Genomic DNA, 14,053 nt, shown 5'->3' with positions numbered 1-14,053 from the left:
CGGGCGCCAGCCCCCCCGCCAGTCCGATCGCGAACGAGGAGCCGAACCGGCTCGACGAGCCCAGCAGCTCGGGCCACCCCCAGGCGAGCGCGAGCCCGCCCCAGGCGACCGCCGCCGCGCCGAGGGCGTGGTCCGCGGTCGTCGCCAGCGCGAGCAGTGCGGCGAACACGATCGTCGCCAGCACCATGGCGACGCGCCGCTCGGTGGCGATCGGCGGGAGGACCGGGTGGTGTCGGCGCTGCTCGCGCGCGGCCCGGCGCGCGGCGCGCGACTCGCTCACGGGCTCGGGCGCATCCACGGTGCGCATCCTGCCATCACCCACCGGCGAAGGGCGGGAGCACTTCGACGACCGTCCCCTCGGGGACCTCGACGTCCCGGCCGACCGACCGTCCGTCGACGAGGACCGAGCAGACCGCGACGACCTCGCGCAGCGCTGGATGCGCCTCGACGGCACCGTCGAGGACGTCACCGACGAGCGGGCCGGCCACGAGGGTCTCCTCGGAGACGCCGGCGGCCGCGCGGGCGCCCGCCCAGTAGCGCAGGGTCACCGGTCTCATGACGCGGTGAGAACCGTCCGTCGGGGTCATGTCCACCTATTCTGTGCGTGATGGCCCACCTCCTGCTGCTGACCAACGCCCTGGCGCCGAGCGCCGAGGTGCTGCCTGCTCTGGGCCTGCTGAGCCACCATGTTCGCATCCTCCCCGCGGAGCCGACCGCCCTCATCGACGCCCCCAGGGCGGACGCCGTCCTCGTCGACGCGCGCCGCGAGCTGGCGATGGCCCGCTCCCTCTGCCGCGTCATCCGCACGACCGGGCTGTCGGCGCCGCTGTTCGCGGTGCTCACCGAGGGGGGGCTGGCCGGCCTCACGCCCGAGTGGGGCCTCGACGACGTCCTCCTCGACAGCGCCGGGCCCGCCGAGGTCGAGGCGCGGCTGCGGCTCGCGATCGCCCGCGTGCTCGAGGGCGAGGGGGTCGAGGACGACGTGCGGATCACCGCCGGCGTGCTCGTCATCGACGAGGCGACCTACTCCGTGCGGCTGCGCGGCACCGTCCTCGACCTCACCTACAAGGAGTTCGAGCTGCTCAAGTACCTCGCCCAGCACCCGGGCCGCGTCTTCACCCGCGCCCAGCTGCTCCAGGAGGTCTGGGGCTACGACTACTTCGGTGGCACGCGCACCGTGGACGTCCACGTGCGTCGGCTGCGGGCCAAGCTCGGCTCGGACCACGAGACGCTCATCGGCACGGTCCGCAACGTCGGCTACCGCTTCGTCCCCGAAGAGGCCGAGAAGGCCGTCAACGAGGTCGCGACCTCATGAGCGAGGTGCGGGTCGAGGAGTCGACCCACCTCGACGACACCGACGCGGCTGCCGTGCTCGCCCTGGCCGGCCGCGCGGCCGAGACCGACGGCGTCGGCGCGGTCTCCGAGGCGTTCCGCCTCGCCCTCACCTCGCCGCGCGCGTCGGTCACCCACCTCCTCGCGTATGCCGGTCAGTCCGGTCCCGTGGGCTACGCGGCTCGCGACGGGGCCGGGTCGGCCGAGCTCGTCGTGGACCCGGCCTCCCGTCGTCATGGCGTGGGGCGGGCGCTGCTGCGGGCGCTCCTCGACGGTGGCGCGACCGGCGTCTGGGCGCACGGCGACCTGCCCGCCGCGCGCGCCCTCGCCGCGTCCGAGGGGCTGGTGCCGACCCGCGAGCTGCACCACATGAGCCGGGCGCTCAGCGCTGCCGACCGTGAGGACCCGCCGCTGCCGGAGGGCTTCTCGGTCCGGCCGTTCGAGCCGGGCCGCGACGAGCAGGCGTGGCTGGAGGTCAACGGCCTCGCCTTCGCCTCACACCCGGAGCAGGGCTCCCTCACGCTCGAGGACCTGCGCGACCGGATGGGCCAGGACTGGTTCGACCCGGCGGGCTTCCTCCTCGTGGAGGACACCACGGTGTCCGACGAGGACGGCACCCATCCGCTCGCGGCCTTCCACTGGACCAAGCGCGAGCCGGGCACGCGCCCCCGGCCGGGCCCCGCTCGGGACGGCGACGAAGGAGCCGGCACGAGTGGGGAGGTCTACGTCGTCGGGGTGCACCCGGCATACCAGGGTCGTGGTCTGGCAGGGCCGCTCACGCAGCTGGGTACGGCACATCTCGCCCGCCAGGGCGCCGACACGGTGGAGCTCTACGTCGACGGCGACAACCCGCGAGCGCTCGCGACATACCGCCGTCAGGGGTTCGAGGACGCCACCCTCCACGTCGTCCACGGTCGTCCGCCCGCGCCGTAGAGTGGCCCGGTCGCCAGCCCACACACCCCCGAGGGAGATCCGGTGAGTTCGACCCGCCCCGAAGGCGCGGAGGCCGATCCCGAGGGCGCCGCCGCCGGCGCGGCCGACGCCCGCGGCACCGGTGACGACGTCGCCCGCAACAGCGCGATCATGGCGATCGGGACGTTCGGCTCACGCATCCTCGGCTTCGTGCGGGCCGCACTGCTCACCGGCGTCGTCGGTGGCGCCGTCGCCCTCGACTCGTTCACCATCGCGAACTCGCTGCCGACCCAGCTGTACGTGCTCATCAACGGCGGGCTCATCTCCGCGCTGCTCATCCCGCAGCTCACCAAGGCGATGATGCGCAAGGACGGCGGCCAGGACTTCAGCGACCGGCTCATCACGCTGTGCCTGCTCGTCCTCGGCGGCGCGACGCTGCTGTGCCTCGCGGCGACACCGTGGATCATCGGCGCGCTGACCAAGGACGGCGCGGGCGACGACTTCATGTCGCTCACGACGACGATGGCCTACCTCTGCCTGCCGCAGCTCTTCTTCTACGGGCTGTACTCGGTGCTCGGGCAGGTGCTCAATGCCCGCGGCAACTTCCTCGCCTATGCGTGGGCGCCCGCCTGGGCCAACGTCATCCAGATCGTGGGTCTCGTCTGGTTCATCTGGCAGTGGGGGCAGCAGCCGACCGCCTCGACGTGGACGACCGAGATGATCCTCGTCCTCGGCCTCACGACGACCCTCGGCATCGCGGTGCAGGGGCTGAGCCTGCTGATGCCGCTGCGGAAGACCGGGTTCCGCTACCGTCCCCGGTTCGGCTGGCGCGGCTACGGCTTCGCCGAGATGTCGAAGATGACCGGGTGGACGGTCGCCGCCCTCGTCATCTCGCAGTTCTACGGGTTCGTCAGCACCCGGGTGATGTCGCCGGGTGAGTCACTCGGACAGAGCGTGCCGGGCAACGGGGTGCAGGCCCTGGCGTACAGCCTCTACATCCTCCCCCACTCGATCATCACGACCTCGGTCGTCACGGCGCTCTTCCCGGCCATGTCCCGGGCCCACGAGGAGGGTGACGTCGCGGGCATGCGGCGCCGCGTGCTCAGCGGGATGAGCACCCCCGCCGTGCTGCTGCTGCCGGCCGCGGCGGCGTTCATCGCGCTGGGTCGGCCCATGGCCGCCACCCTCTTCCCGGGCATCCGGTACGACCCGAGCCGGGGCATCGACGAGCCGGGCAGCGTCGCGCTCGTCCTCGCCCTCATGGCGTTCGGCCTGCTGCCCTTCGGCATCACCGCGGTCAAGCAGCGCTACTGCTTCGCCCGCGGGGACGGTTGGATGAACTTCTGGCTCGTCGCCCTCATGACGGCGGTCAACCTCTCCGCCTGCGCGGTCGCCGTGTGGGTCTCGCCGCCCGAGTACGTCGTCGCGACCGTCGCGGGCGGGGCCACCCTGGCCAACATCGTCGCGGCGACCGCGTTCCTCCTCGTCGCCCGGCGCCAGCTCGGCGGGCTCGGGCTGACCGTCGTCACCCGGCTCTGGGCCCGGCTCGTCGTCGCGTCGACGCTGGCGGGTCTGGCCGCGTGGGGCGCTGCGTCCCTCGTCGCCGACCCGGCGAGCGAGTGGCTCCTGCAGGGCGTCTCGCTGGCCGTCGGTGGGCTCGTCCTCGGCGTCGTGTTCCTCGTCGTCGCCAGGCTCATGCGGATCCGCGAGGTCGACGACATGCTCGCCCCCGTCCTGCGCCGCCTCCCCCTCGCCCGCTGACCCAGCCCGGTTCTCCGGGGCGTCGTGCCAGGACCACCGCACCGGGCCGGTGTCGCGGCGGGGTGCGGTGGTCCGGGCAAGGAGTCAGAGGGTCCGTCGCGCGGTCACGACGAGGTACTCCCACTCCATGGCACCGTCAGGGCCCTGGTGTCGACGTGCGAGGTCGTCGAGAGCCGCATCGAGGTCGGCCGCGCGTCCCGGGTCCCCACCCACGGCCCGGTAGGCCACGATGGTCGGTCCGTAGCGAGCCTTGAAGTACTCCCGGAAGTCCTCCGGCCGACGGAACCGGTCGACGACCAGGGACTCGCGACGTGCCCTCAGCTCGGTCACCCCGGAGCCGAGCAGCGACCGCACGTGCTCGACGTCTCCCCACAGCGGAGGCGGCTGGACCCCCGGCGGCGGTGCGGGCACGAACTGACGCATGGCCGCGAACATCTGGCCGATGAAGCCTTCGGGCGTCCACGAGAGCAGCCCGATCGTCGCCCCGGGTCGTGCCACGCGGAGGAGCTCGTCCGCCGCCGCACCGTGGTGGGGAGCGAACATCACGCCGAGGCAGGAGAGCACGACGTCGAAGGACGCGTCGGCCAGCTCCAGCGCCTCGGCGTCGTCGACCCGCCAGTCCAGGTCCAGACCCTCCCTCTCCGCCCGCGTGCGGCCGGCCTCGAGGAGCTCTGGGGTCAGGTCGCTCGCGACCACGTGGGCACCGGTGCGCGCCGCCGGGAAGGACGCGTTGCCGCTTCCGGCCGCCACGTCGAGGACCCGTTGCCCGGACCTCACACCGGCGGCCGCCACCAGCACGCGGCCGAGGTCGCCCACGATCTCGTCGGCCACGCTGGCGTAGTTCCCCAGCGCCCACATGGCCCGGTGACGGTCCTTGAGCACGCGGTCCGCTTCGAGCTGGTCAACCGTGGTCATCGTGACCTCACCACCGGGACGTGCGACGGCGCGCGCACACCGGCTCCGGTGAGGTCGTCGCTCCGCACGAGCTGGTGGCCGACGCGTTCCAGCGGTCGGCTGTTGAGGTCCGCCGGGACGAACGGGGTCCGGATGTACGGCCCGGGATGCGGCAGGGCAACAGCCGCCCCCGGCCCTGTCAGCAGGAACGTCAGAGTGGCGGCCAGGGTGGCGCCACGGATGAGGTTCGTCATGATCTGCTCCTTCTGGGATGGATGCCTTCACCGTCGGTGGAGGTTCCTTCCACGGTCCGCCGTCGGCGGATCCCGCACATCGGGCACGACCCCTCACGTCCTGGCCCCAGCCCCCTCGGATTCGACGACGGCCTTCCTCACCGTCAGCCCTGCCCCCCTCGGAGGTGCGTGGGAGCATGAAGGATGGCGTCCGGGAACGAACGGCACGTCGTCGGCCGCGAGGCCGAGCTCACGGCGCTCACCACGTGCCTCCAGCACGCGGCCGAGGGGCACAGCCGCACCTTGGTCGTCACCGGCACGCCCGGGATCGGGAAGACGAGCCTGGTGCGACAGAGCATCGCCGAGGCCGCGGACCGGTTCCTGGTCCTCAGCGGCACCTGCCTGCCGCTCCAGTCGCTCAGCGTCCCCCTGCAACCGTTGCGGTCGGCACTGAGGGAGTCCCCGGCCCCGGACCGCGGGGGGTACCTGGCCTCGATGGAGGTCGTCGACCAGGCACCCCGCGCGCTCGACGCCTATGTGGACGACGTCTGCGCCACCACGCCGGTGGTCCTGTTCGTCGACGACATCCACTGGGCCGACCAGAGCACGCTCGACGTCCTGCTCTACCTCGCGGCCGGACCGAGCAACCGCGCCCTCGCGCTCGTCGTGGCCGCCCGTGACGACGTCCTCCCCGACGGACACCCGCTGCACCGGTGGCTGGCGGACGTGCAGCGCCTTCCGGGTGTGGACACGGTGCACGTCGGACCTCTTGACCGCCACGGCACCGAGCAGCAGCTGATGTCTCTCATGGGCGTGGCACCGCACCAGAGCCTCGTCGACGACGTCTTCGACAAGGGTGGCGGGGTCCCCTACTGCACGAGCCTCCTGGTGCGTGGGGTGCCGACCGACGCGCGAGGGCTGCCCGACCGCCCTTCGGCCGACCTCAAGGCGGCCGTGAAGCGCGACTGGCACGAGCTCAGCGAGTCGGCACGGAACGTGACCAGCCTGGTGGCAGCCGCCGGAGGGCCGGTGACGGCCGGCCTGCTGCTGGCCGTCGCCGACGACCTCGGAGTCGGCGAGGTCGTGCCGTCGCTCGAGGAGGCGGTGGCGCGTCGGGTCCTGCGCCTCGAGGAGCCCGCCGGGTACTGGTTCCACCATCCCCTCCAGGCGGAGGTCCTGGACGCGGACCTCGGCGCCACCCGGAGCCGCCTCTGGCACGCGGCCTACGCACGGCAGCTCGAGGCAACGGTCGGCGAGGAGCCGTCGCTGTCCACGGCCATGGCCCTGAGCGACCACCACCAGCAGGCGGGGAACGAGCCCGCCGCGTATGCGTGGGCCATGAGGGCCTGGCAGGTGGCCGGAGCGACGCGAGCCTCACCCGAGCTCCGTCGCCTCCTGCGACGGGCCATCGGCCTGCGGCCCGGAGTCCAGCAGGCCGCCGAGTCGCGTGAGGACCTGTTGGAGCTCCTGCGCAGCACGGCCGAGGACGCAGGGGCGTTCGGCGACCAGCTGGAGGCGGTCGACGCCCTGCTCGCCGGCGTCGACGAGCAGGCGCAGCCGCTGGAGGCAGGATGGTTGCACGTCCAGCGCTCCCGGCTGCACACCCTCACGGGCGCCGGCACGCCCAGCCCCGCAGAGGCGCGAACCGCGGTGGAGCTCACCAGGTCCGATCCCTCCTCGTGGCAGCACGCCTTCGCGGAGGCCGAGCTCGCGCGCACCATGGTCTGGGCGGCCGAGCCCGGAGCCGACGAGCACGCGCGGCGGGCCCTCACCATCGCCCGCGACTGCGGCAGCTCGCGCGCGCTCGCCTTCGCCCTCTGCGCGTCCGCGATGGTTGCCCTCGTCCGCGGCTCCCCGGTGACGGCGACCCGCCACGCGAGGGAGGCGGGCCGCGTCGCGCTCGAGGCGGGTGACTGGCACGGCTTCGAGCACGCCGTCACCTGGCAGGTCAACGCTGCACGTCCTCCCGTGGGCGAGGCCGTGGCCGACGCGCTCCGGGGGGCACGCCACGAGCTGACGGCCGCTGGCGCCCCCCACGTGTTCGTCGCGATGACAGCGAGCCTGGAGGCAGAGCAGCGGTTGCTCATGGGCGACTGGGAGTGCTCCCGGGACCTGCTGCGCATCTCGCTCGGCTCCTCCGACCCCGGACCGTTCGTCGACATCAGGTCACGGCTTTCGGCGGCCATGCTCGACGCCTTCCAGGGCCGGCCCAGGCAGGCCGCGATGCAGCTCGAGCGAGCCACCGAGCTGCTGGCCGGACCCGGCGCCCACCCCAACGTCGCCGTGGCCACGGCGTCGGCCCTGGTCGCCCTCGCGTCGGGCGACCCAGCGAACGCGGTGCGGGCCGCGGTCGCCGGCGCCCGCGCTCCGGGTGCGGCTCCGCACCTCTGTGAGTGGCTCGTCCCGCTGGCCGCCCGCGCCCTCGCCGACCTGGCCGAGGCGGGGCGGTTGCCGGGCGAGGGCGGAGCCGAGCCACGCGACATCGACGACCTCGTGCGGGAGTTCCCCACCATCGTGGTCGACCTCGGCGAGAACCTCGAGGAGCAACCGCAGCTGCGGGCGATGCAGGACTGGTACGACGCCGAGGTCGCGCGAGCCCGGGCGAGCGCGGACACCGGCGACCGGTGGTGGGACGTGGCCGAGTCGTGCGAGGCCGCGGTGCAGCCCTGGGTCGCGGTGTACGCGTGGTGGCGAGCTGCGGAGTCGCTTCTCGCCCAGGGGCCCACGCAACGCCGCCGAGGCATCGAGGCGTGGCGTCGCGCCGAGCACCTGGCACGTCACCTCGATGCGAGGTCGATCCTCGACGAGGTCGCCACTCTCGGCCGGATCGCCCGGGTCCCGCGCTCGCCACGGACCTCCACGTCGGCGGACGTCGCAGTGCCCCTGCCCGGTCTGACCACCCGCGAGCGGGAGATCCTGGCGCACGTGGTCGAGGGCTCGACCTACAGCGAGATCGCCGCGTCGTTGGTGATCAGCGAGAAGACGGTCTCCTCGCACGTGTCCAGCCTCCTGCGCAAGACCGGCACCGCCAACCGGGTCGAGCTCTCCCGGCTGGTCACGCGTCTGTCGTCGGATCCTGACGGACGGGACGCCGAGGCCGTCAGCGGGTGACCGGGAGGTCGGAGTCGGCAGGCTCGCCACCGGGGTGGTAGGCCGCCTCGGGGTCGTAGTACTGGTGGAACTTCCGGTCGTAGCTCACGCCTGCCGCGAGGATCTTCACCCACCGGCGCGGGTCGCGCTCGGCCCGGTAGTGCAGCGGGTTGCGCAGCCCACCGGCCTTGATGACGCGCCGCACGCGGGCCCACAGGTCGGGGTGGCGGGCCAGCGCCCACTTGATGGTCCGCACGGGCACGACCGAGTAGACCGTCTCCGTGTCGGCCTCGACGAGCTCGAACTCGGTGGGCAGCCGGTCGTGGACGTACTCCTCGACGTACCAGGTCACCGGGTTGAAGCCCGTCCCCGTGACGTAGTAGTTCGACCGGCCGAGCCGCGGGTTGAGCTCGAAGAACTTCGTCTGCCCGTCCCGCGGGTCGTACTTGAGGTCGAAGTTGGCGTAGCCGACCCACTTCAGCTCGGCGAGCAGCCGCACCGCCTCGTCGACGATCCGCCGGTCCTGGCCGGTGAGGATCGCGGCCGGCACCCCGAGCAGCCCCGGCGCGTGCTCCTCGATCAGGGTGCGGCCGTAGCTCGCGAACCGCACCCGCGAGTCCTTGTCGCAGTAGCAGGTGAGGATCCGCATCCCGGTGTCGTCGCCGGGGATCCGGTCCTGCACGACGAGCGTCTCCCGGTAGCCGGCGGCCTGCACGCGACCGACGAGGTCGCGCAGCTCGTCGAGCGTGGCCACCTCGTGGACCTTGGCCTGCCCCGCGAACGTCACCGCGTTCCATGCTGCCGGGGCCGTGGGCTTGACGATGAGCGGGTACCCGTCGGTCGGGAGGTCGGCTTCGCCGAGGTCGTATGCCGGGTCGCCCAGGTCGATGAAGGTCGTCGCCGGAGTCGTCACTCCCGCCCGCTGCGCGGCCTCCTCGAAGGTGTGCTTGCGGGTGGCGATGGCCAACGGGCCGGCCCCGACGTAGGGGACCTTCCACGAGTCGTCCAGCCGGTCACGCATGAGGGCGATGACGTCGACGAGCGCGTCCGACGTGGCGAGCAGGATCTTGGGTGCGTCGAGACCGTCGAAGGGGGGGCCGGCCAGGGTCGCCGTCAGGACGTCGGGGTCGTGCGCGTCGGAGCAGTGGACGACCTCGAGGATCGCGGAGTTGTCGACCACCCAGGACGTCGCACCGGTGACGACCAGCGACTTCACGCCGTACGCCTCGTGGAAGGCCCGCACGAGCGAGTAGCCACCCACGTGCGCCCCGACGACGACCGGGACGAACGGCTGGTCGGCGATGGACTCGTAGGACTTCACGGGCGTAGCAGCCTTCTGGGACAAGGGAACCCGCATCTCAGCGACGCTTGTAGACGCGGACGACGAGGTCGACGAGCCGGCCCGCGAGGGGACGCAGCTCGCGGGTGAACTCACCGGCGTACTCACGTCGTTCCGGGTTCCACTGGCGCTTGAACTCCTCGAGCCCCTCGGACGCGTCGATGCCCCCGAAGTCGAAGCTCGTCACGCCCCTGGCCGCGGCGTCCTGCATGATCCGCCAGACCATGAGGTAGTTGGGGCGCAGGTTGCGGTGCTCGTCGGACGAGGCGGCGTACAGGTACGAGCCCCGGGTGCCGCAGGTCGCGAAGATCGAGCCGGCGAGGTACTGGCCGTCGGGGTGCCTCGCGTGCGACGCCTCGAACTCGGCGGCGGACGCCTCGTTCTTGGCGATGCCCTGCTCGAGCTGCTCGACCTGGCGGTCGGCCTTCTCGGAGGGGTACTTCTCACGCTTCGCCAGCGCCTTCTCGAGCTGCTGGCGCGACTCCTCGACTTTCGCGCGTGCCGCCTCGGCCGCCGCCCCGTGGTCGAGCCTGACGAGCGAGACGACGATGTCGTCGGTCGGTGAGAGGACGTCGTAGAGCGTCGTGAAGTACTCGAGGCTGCGGATGCCGAAGCCGTCCCGCGCGCCGGTGGTCCGCATGAGCTCGTGGAACGCGGGGATCTTGTCGCGGCCGACCGACTCGTAGACCAGGCCGGACTTCTCGGCCTTGCGGATCGACTGCCGCGTGCCCTGCGACAGGTCCTTGTGGAGCGCGTCGAGGTCGGAGATGTCGGTGACCATGCGCAGCGCCGGCTGGGCGAGGGTCTTGGCGGCGTCGTCGCCGGGGTCGGTGCGGGTGAAGCCCCGCGACTCCAGCGCGGGACGGATGGCCGGGTCGTCGATGCGCACGGCGGGGTCGACGCGGAGCAGGACGCCGCGGTTGTCCCTGGCGACCCGGGTCACCTCGGCGAGCAGCGCGTCGACGCTCTCGTCGTCGGACCAATCGACGACGAACCCGCGGGGGCAGTACGCCAGCGCCAGCGGCAGGACCGGGGTCCGCCGGAAGAGGATGAGCGCGGCGCCGGTGACCTCGCGCTCGCCGTCGGCACCGGTGCGGCCCACGGCGACGGTCCGCCAGGTCCAGCCGGTGAGCTCCTTCTCCCGACCCCAGGGCGTCGTCTGCATGAGGTGCCCGTGGGGGTGGTCCCGCACGAAGTCGTCGTGCTCGCGCGGGGTGAGGTCGAGGGTGGACAGTGCCACGGAGCTCCTTGGTCGGGGTGATCGCGGGTCGCCGGGAGTCTATCGGCCGGACCGCCACGACTCCGCGGACGGAGCAGGGGCCGGGGTTAGGCTCGCCGGGTGCGCAACGAACGCGACGAACGCGAACGCAACGAACCGGTCGGCATCCTCGGCGGCGTCGGCCCCATGGCCACCGTCTACTTCATGCAGCGCATCCTCGACCTCACCGACGCCTCCCGGGACCAGGACCACGTCGACATGCTCGTGTGGAACCACGCGAGCATCCCCGACCGGACGGCATACCTCGTCGGCGACTCGACGGACAGCCCCGGACCGGTCATGGCCGAGGACGCCCGGCAGATCGAGCGGGCCGGCGCGAAGTTCATCGCCCTGCCCTGCAACACCGCGCAGGCCTTCATCGACGAGGTCCGCGACGCCGTGAGCATCCCCGTCATCGACATCGTCGCCGAGACCGTCGGGGCCGCGCAGGCGGCGGTGCGCGACCTCACCACGGTCGGGATCCTCGCGACCGACGGGACGCTGCGGGCCCGGACCTACCACGACGCCGCCGCCGCGGCCGGCCTCACGGCGGTGGCCCCGGACGAGGTGGTCCAGAAGGACGTCATGTCGATGATCTACGACGGGGTCAAGGCCGGTATGCCGGTCGAGCGCGAGCGCTTCGACGCGGCGGTCGCGCACCTGCGCGCCAGGGGCGCCGGGGCGGTCCTGCTCGCGTGCACCGAGCTGTCGATCCTGCGGACCGACCTGTCGGTCGACGACGTCGACGTCATCGACTCCCTCGACGCCCTCGCCGCGCGCACGGTGACGATGGCCGGCGGGCGGCTGCGTGGAGACGGGGCGACCGGAGCCGGGGGCGCAGGTCTCGTCCCGATCACCTCGACCTGACACGATGAGGGCATGACGACGTCGACGAGCCCCTCCAGCGCTGTCGAGCCGGCGCGCGTCGACGGCAGCACCGACGCGGCTGACGAGGCCGCGCAGGCCGCCGCCGGCGCCCGCTTCGTGCAGGAGGTCTCGATCGCGAGCGCGTCCGCCGCCGAGGCCCGGCTCACGCAGCCGCGCGCCGCGAACGGACGGTTCGTGCGCACGCCCGGCGAGGTCGACGACGCCGGTCTGCCGACCGACCGCTTCCTCGACCGCGAGATCTCCTGGCTGCAGTTCAACGAGCGGGTCCTCCAGCTCGCCGCCGACGAGGACGTGCCGCTGCTCGAGCGCGCCCGGTTCCTCGCGATCTTCACGTCGAACCTCGACGAGTTCTTCATGGTCCGGGTCGCCGGCCTCAAGCGGCGCATCGCCACCGGCCTCGCCGTGCGCTCGGCCTCGGGTCTGGAGCCGCGCGAGGTCCTCGAGCAGATCTCGGTCGTCAGCCACGAGCTGCTCGACATGCAGGCCCGCGTCTACGACGACATGGTGCAGCCGGCCCTCGAGAAGGAGGGCATCCAGATCCTGCGCTGGGACGAGCTGTCCGAGGAGGAGCAGGAGCAGCTGGGCCAGCTCTTCACCGACCGCGTCTTCCCCGTCCTCACCCCGCTGGCGGTCGACCCGGCGCACCCGTTCCCCTACATCTCCGGGCTCTCGCTCAACCTCGCCGTGCTGCTCATCAACCCCAAGACGGGCAAGGAGCACTTCGCGCGGGTCAAGGTGCCGCCGCTGCTCCCCCGGCTGCTGCGGGTCGGCGAGACCGGGGCGTCCGGCGACATCTTCGACGCGCGCTTCGTCCCGATCGAGGACGTCATGGCCAACCACCTCGACCAGCTCTTCCCGGGGATGGAGGTCCACGAGCACTACACGTTCCGGGTCACCCGCAACGAGGACCTCGAGGTCGAGGAGGACGACGCCGAGAACCTCCTCGCCGCCCTCGAGAAGGAGCTGACCCGGCGCCGCTTCGGCCCCCCGGTCCGGCTCGAGGTCGACCGCGAGATGGACGACCACGTCATGGACCTGCTCGTGCGCGAGCTCGGCGTCTCCGCCGCCGAGGTCTACCGGCTCCCGGCTCCGCTCGACATGCGCGGGCTCAACATCATCGCCGACCTCGAGCGCTCCGACCTGCACTACGAGGCGTTCGTCGCGCGGACCAACAGCGACCTCGCGCCGACCGAGAGCGCGAAGGCCCGCGACATCTTCGCGAGCATCCGCAAGCAGGACGTCCTGCTCCAGCACCCCTACGACTCGTTCTCGACGTCGGTGCAGGCGTTCATCGAGCAGGCGGCCGCCGACCCGCACGTGCTGGCCATCAAGCAGACGCTCTACCGCACCAGCGGCGACTCCCCGATCATCGACGCCCTCATCGACGCGGCCGACAGCGGCAAGCAGGTGCTCGCGGTCGTCGAGATCAAGGCCCGCTTCGACGAGCAGAACAACATCTCGTGGGCACGCAAGCTCGAGCGCGCGGGCGTCCACGTCGTCTACGGCATCGTCGGCCTCAAGACGCACTCCAAGCTCAGCCTCGTCGTGCGGCAGGAGGACCACGGGTTGCAGCGCTACTGCCACATCGGCACCGGCAACTACAACCCCAAGACCGCACGCCTCTACGAGGACTTCGGCCTGCTCACCGTCGACCCGCAGGTCGCCGACGACCTCACCCGCCTGTTCAACCAGCTCTCCGGGGTCGCTCCCCGGAGCAAGTTCAAGCGCCTGCTCGTCGCGCCGCGGTCGGTGCGCACCGGGCTGCTCGAGCGCATCGACGACCAGATCGACCGCGAGGAGGCCTCGGCCGGCACCGGCTACATCGGCATCAAGGTCAACTCGATCGTCGACGAGCAGGTCATCGACGCCCTCTACCTCGCCTCGCGGGCCGGCGTGAAGGTCGACGTGTGGGTGCGCGGCATCTGCGCCCTGCGACCCGGCGTCGAGGGCATGTCCGAGAACATCACCGTGCACTCGGTCCTCGGCCGCTTCCTCGAGCACTCCCGGGTGTTCCTCTTCGGCACCGGCGACGACGCCGAGGCGTGGATCGGCAGCGCCGACCTGATGCACCGCAACCTCGACCGGCGCGTCGAGTGCCTCGTCCGGCTGGGCGACCCCCGCCACGTCAGCGACCTCTTCTCGCTCATGACCAAGGGCATGAGCGGCGACTACGCCCACTGGTCCCTCAGCGGCGACGGCCGCTGGACCCGGCGCCACCTGGGCCCCGGCGGCGAGCCGCTCGACGACATCCAGACGGTGCTCATCGAGATGCACGCCAAGCGGCGACGCAAGGCCCGACGGCGCTGAGCCCCCAGGACCGCATCCCGGTCATCCCCGCGGCAGGCA

General features: G+C 72.3%; 11 protein-coding genes and 1 pseudogene. 6 read left to right on the top strand and 6 right to left on the bottom strand.

Going from position 1 to position 14,053, the window contains the following annotated elements; genetic code table 11:
* Nucleotides 1-298: pseudogene (locus N801_RS07985) on the bottom strand (hypothetical protein); the annotation flags it as partial.
* Between the two features lie 16 nt (nucleotides 299-314).
* Nucleotides 315-587, bottom strand: coding sequence for a MoaD/ThiS family protein (locus tag N801_RS07980; protein WP_211254690.1), 273 nt, complete (start codon nucleotides 585-587; stop codon nucleotides 315-317).
* A gap of 20 nt (nucleotides 588-607) precedes the next feature.
* Here N801_RS07980 and N801_RS07975 point away from each other — a divergent pair, with 20 nt between their 5' ends.
* The 3 genes from N801_RS07975 to murJ are packed head-to-tail and all read left to right on the top strand — an operon-like array spanning nucleotide 608 to nucleotide 4,005.
* A complete protein-coding gene (locus N801_RS07975) occupies nucleotides 608-1,315 on the top strand; it encodes a winged helix-turn-helix transcriptional regulator (protein ID WP_035935935.1) in 708 nt (235 codons plus the stop codon).
* On the top strand, nucleotides 1,312-2,265 hold the full coding sequence (mshD, locus tag N801_RS07970) for a mycothiol synthase (RefSeq protein ID WP_052112753.1): 954 nt from the start codon (nucleotides 1,312-1,314) through the stop codon (nucleotides 2,263-2,265). Before N801_RS07975 ends, mshD begins: the two co-directional genes overlap by 4 nt.
* A 42-nt stretch (nucleotides 2,266-2,307) precedes the next feature.
* The gene (gene murJ, locus N801_RS07965) at nucleotides 2,308-4,005 is read left to right on the top strand and encodes a murein biosynthesis integral membrane protein MurJ (protein WP_052112752.1); all 1,698 of its coding nucleotides are present in this window, start codon (nucleotides 2,308-2,310) and stop codon (nucleotides 4,003-4,005) included.
* An 84-nt stretch (nucleotides 4,006-4,089) separates the two neighbouring features.
* Here the strand turns inward: murJ and N801_RS07960 are convergent, their stop codons facing one another.
* Complete coding sequence (locus N801_RS07960; protein WP_035935934.1) at nucleotides 4,090-4,920, bottom strand: class I SAM-dependent methyltransferase; 831 nt, start codon at nucleotides 4,918-4,920, stop codon at nucleotides 4,090-4,092.
* A complete protein-coding gene (locus N801_RS07955; RefSeq protein WP_035935931.1) occupies nucleotides 4,917-5,153 on the bottom strand; it encodes a hypothetical protein in 237 nt (78 codons plus the stop codon). The genes N801_RS07960 and N801_RS07955 overlap by 4 nt, the downstream gene beginning before the upstream one ends.
* Before the next feature lie 183 nt (nucleotides 5,154-5,336).
* On the opposite strand from N801_RS07955, the gene N801_RS07950 reads away from it, so the two are divergent.
* Nucleotides 5,337-8,243, top strand: a complete 2,907-nt coding sequence (locus tag N801_RS07950) for a helix-turn-helix transcriptional regulator (RefSeq protein ID WP_035935929.1) — start codon at nucleotides 5,337-5,339, stop codon at nucleotides 8,241-8,243.
* Here N801_RS07950 and N801_RS07945 read toward each other — a convergent pair.
* Together N801_RS07945 and N801_RS07940 are read right to left on the bottom strand one after the other, a co-directional pair.
* Nucleotides 8,233-9,543, bottom strand: coding sequence for a carboxylate--amine ligase (locus tag N801_RS07945; RefSeq protein WP_245618302.1), 1,311 nt, complete (start codon nucleotides 9,541-9,543; stop codon nucleotides 8,233-8,235). The genes N801_RS07950 and N801_RS07945 overlap by 11 nt on opposite strands.
* 37 nt (nucleotides 9,544-9,580) lie before the next feature.
* Nucleotides 9,581-10,801 (bottom strand): lipid II:glycine glycyltransferase FemX, encoded by a 1,221-nt coding sequence (locus N801_RS07940; protein ID WP_035935927.1) that lies wholly within the window; start codon nucleotides 10,799-10,801, stop codon nucleotides 9,581-9,583.
* A 99-nt stretch (nucleotides 10,802-10,900) separates the two neighbouring features.
* Between N801_RS07940 and cuyB the strand changes: the two genes are divergently transcribed.
* Nucleotides 10,901-11,686: a cysteate racemase gene (gene cuyB, locus N801_RS07935; protein WP_245618301.1), complete on the top strand. Its 786-nt coding sequence runs from the start codon at nucleotides 10,901-10,903 to the stop codon at nucleotides 11,684-11,686.
* A gap of 12 nt (nucleotides 11,687-11,698) precedes the next feature.
* On the top strand, nucleotides 11,699-14,014 hold the full coding sequence (locus tag N801_RS07930) for an RNA degradosome polyphosphate kinase (RefSeq protein WP_035935923.1): 2,316 nt from the start codon (nucleotides 11,699-11,701) through the stop codon (nucleotides 14,012-14,014).
* Nucleotides 14,015-14,053 lie beyond the last annotated feature (39 nt).

The sequence above is a fragment of the Knoellia aerolata DSM 18566 genome, assembly GCF_000768695.1.
Classification (GTDB): Bacteria; Actinomycetota; Actinomycetes; order Actinomycetales; family Dermatophilaceae; genus Knoellia; species Knoellia aerolata.
Note: the sequence above shows the minus strand (reverse complement) of the source record. Positions and strands in the feature narration are given on the sequence as shown.

Bases quoted from the DNA above. Each gene is read 5' to 3' on its own strand.
- N801_RS07980 (WP_211254690.1), bottom strand. From the start codon at position 587: ATGACCCCGACGGACGGTTCTCACCGCGTCATGAGACCGGTGACCCTG.
- N801_RS07975 (WP_035935935.1), top strand. From the start codon at position 608: ATGGCCCACCTCCTGCTGCTGACCAACGCCCTGGCGCCGAGCGCCGAG.
- mshD (WP_052112753.1), top strand. From the start codon at position 1,312: ATGAGCGAGGTGCGGGTCGAGGAGTCGACCCACCTCGACGACACCGAC.
- N801_RS07960 (WP_035935934.1), bottom strand. From the start codon at position 4,920: ATGACCACGGTTGACCAGCTCGAAGCGGACCGCGTGCTCAAGGACCGT.
- N801_RS07955 (WP_035935931.1), bottom strand. From the start codon at position 5,153: ATGACGAACCTCATCCGTGGCGCCACCCTGGCCGCCACTCTGACGTTC.
- N801_RS07950 (WP_035935929.1), top strand. From the start codon at position 5,337: ATGGCGTCCGGGAACGAACGGCACGTCGTCGGCCGCGAGGCCGAGCTC.
- N801_RS07930 (WP_035935923.1), top strand. From the start codon at position 11,699: ATGACGACGTCGACGAGCCCCTCCAGCGCTGTCGAGCCGGCGCGCGTC.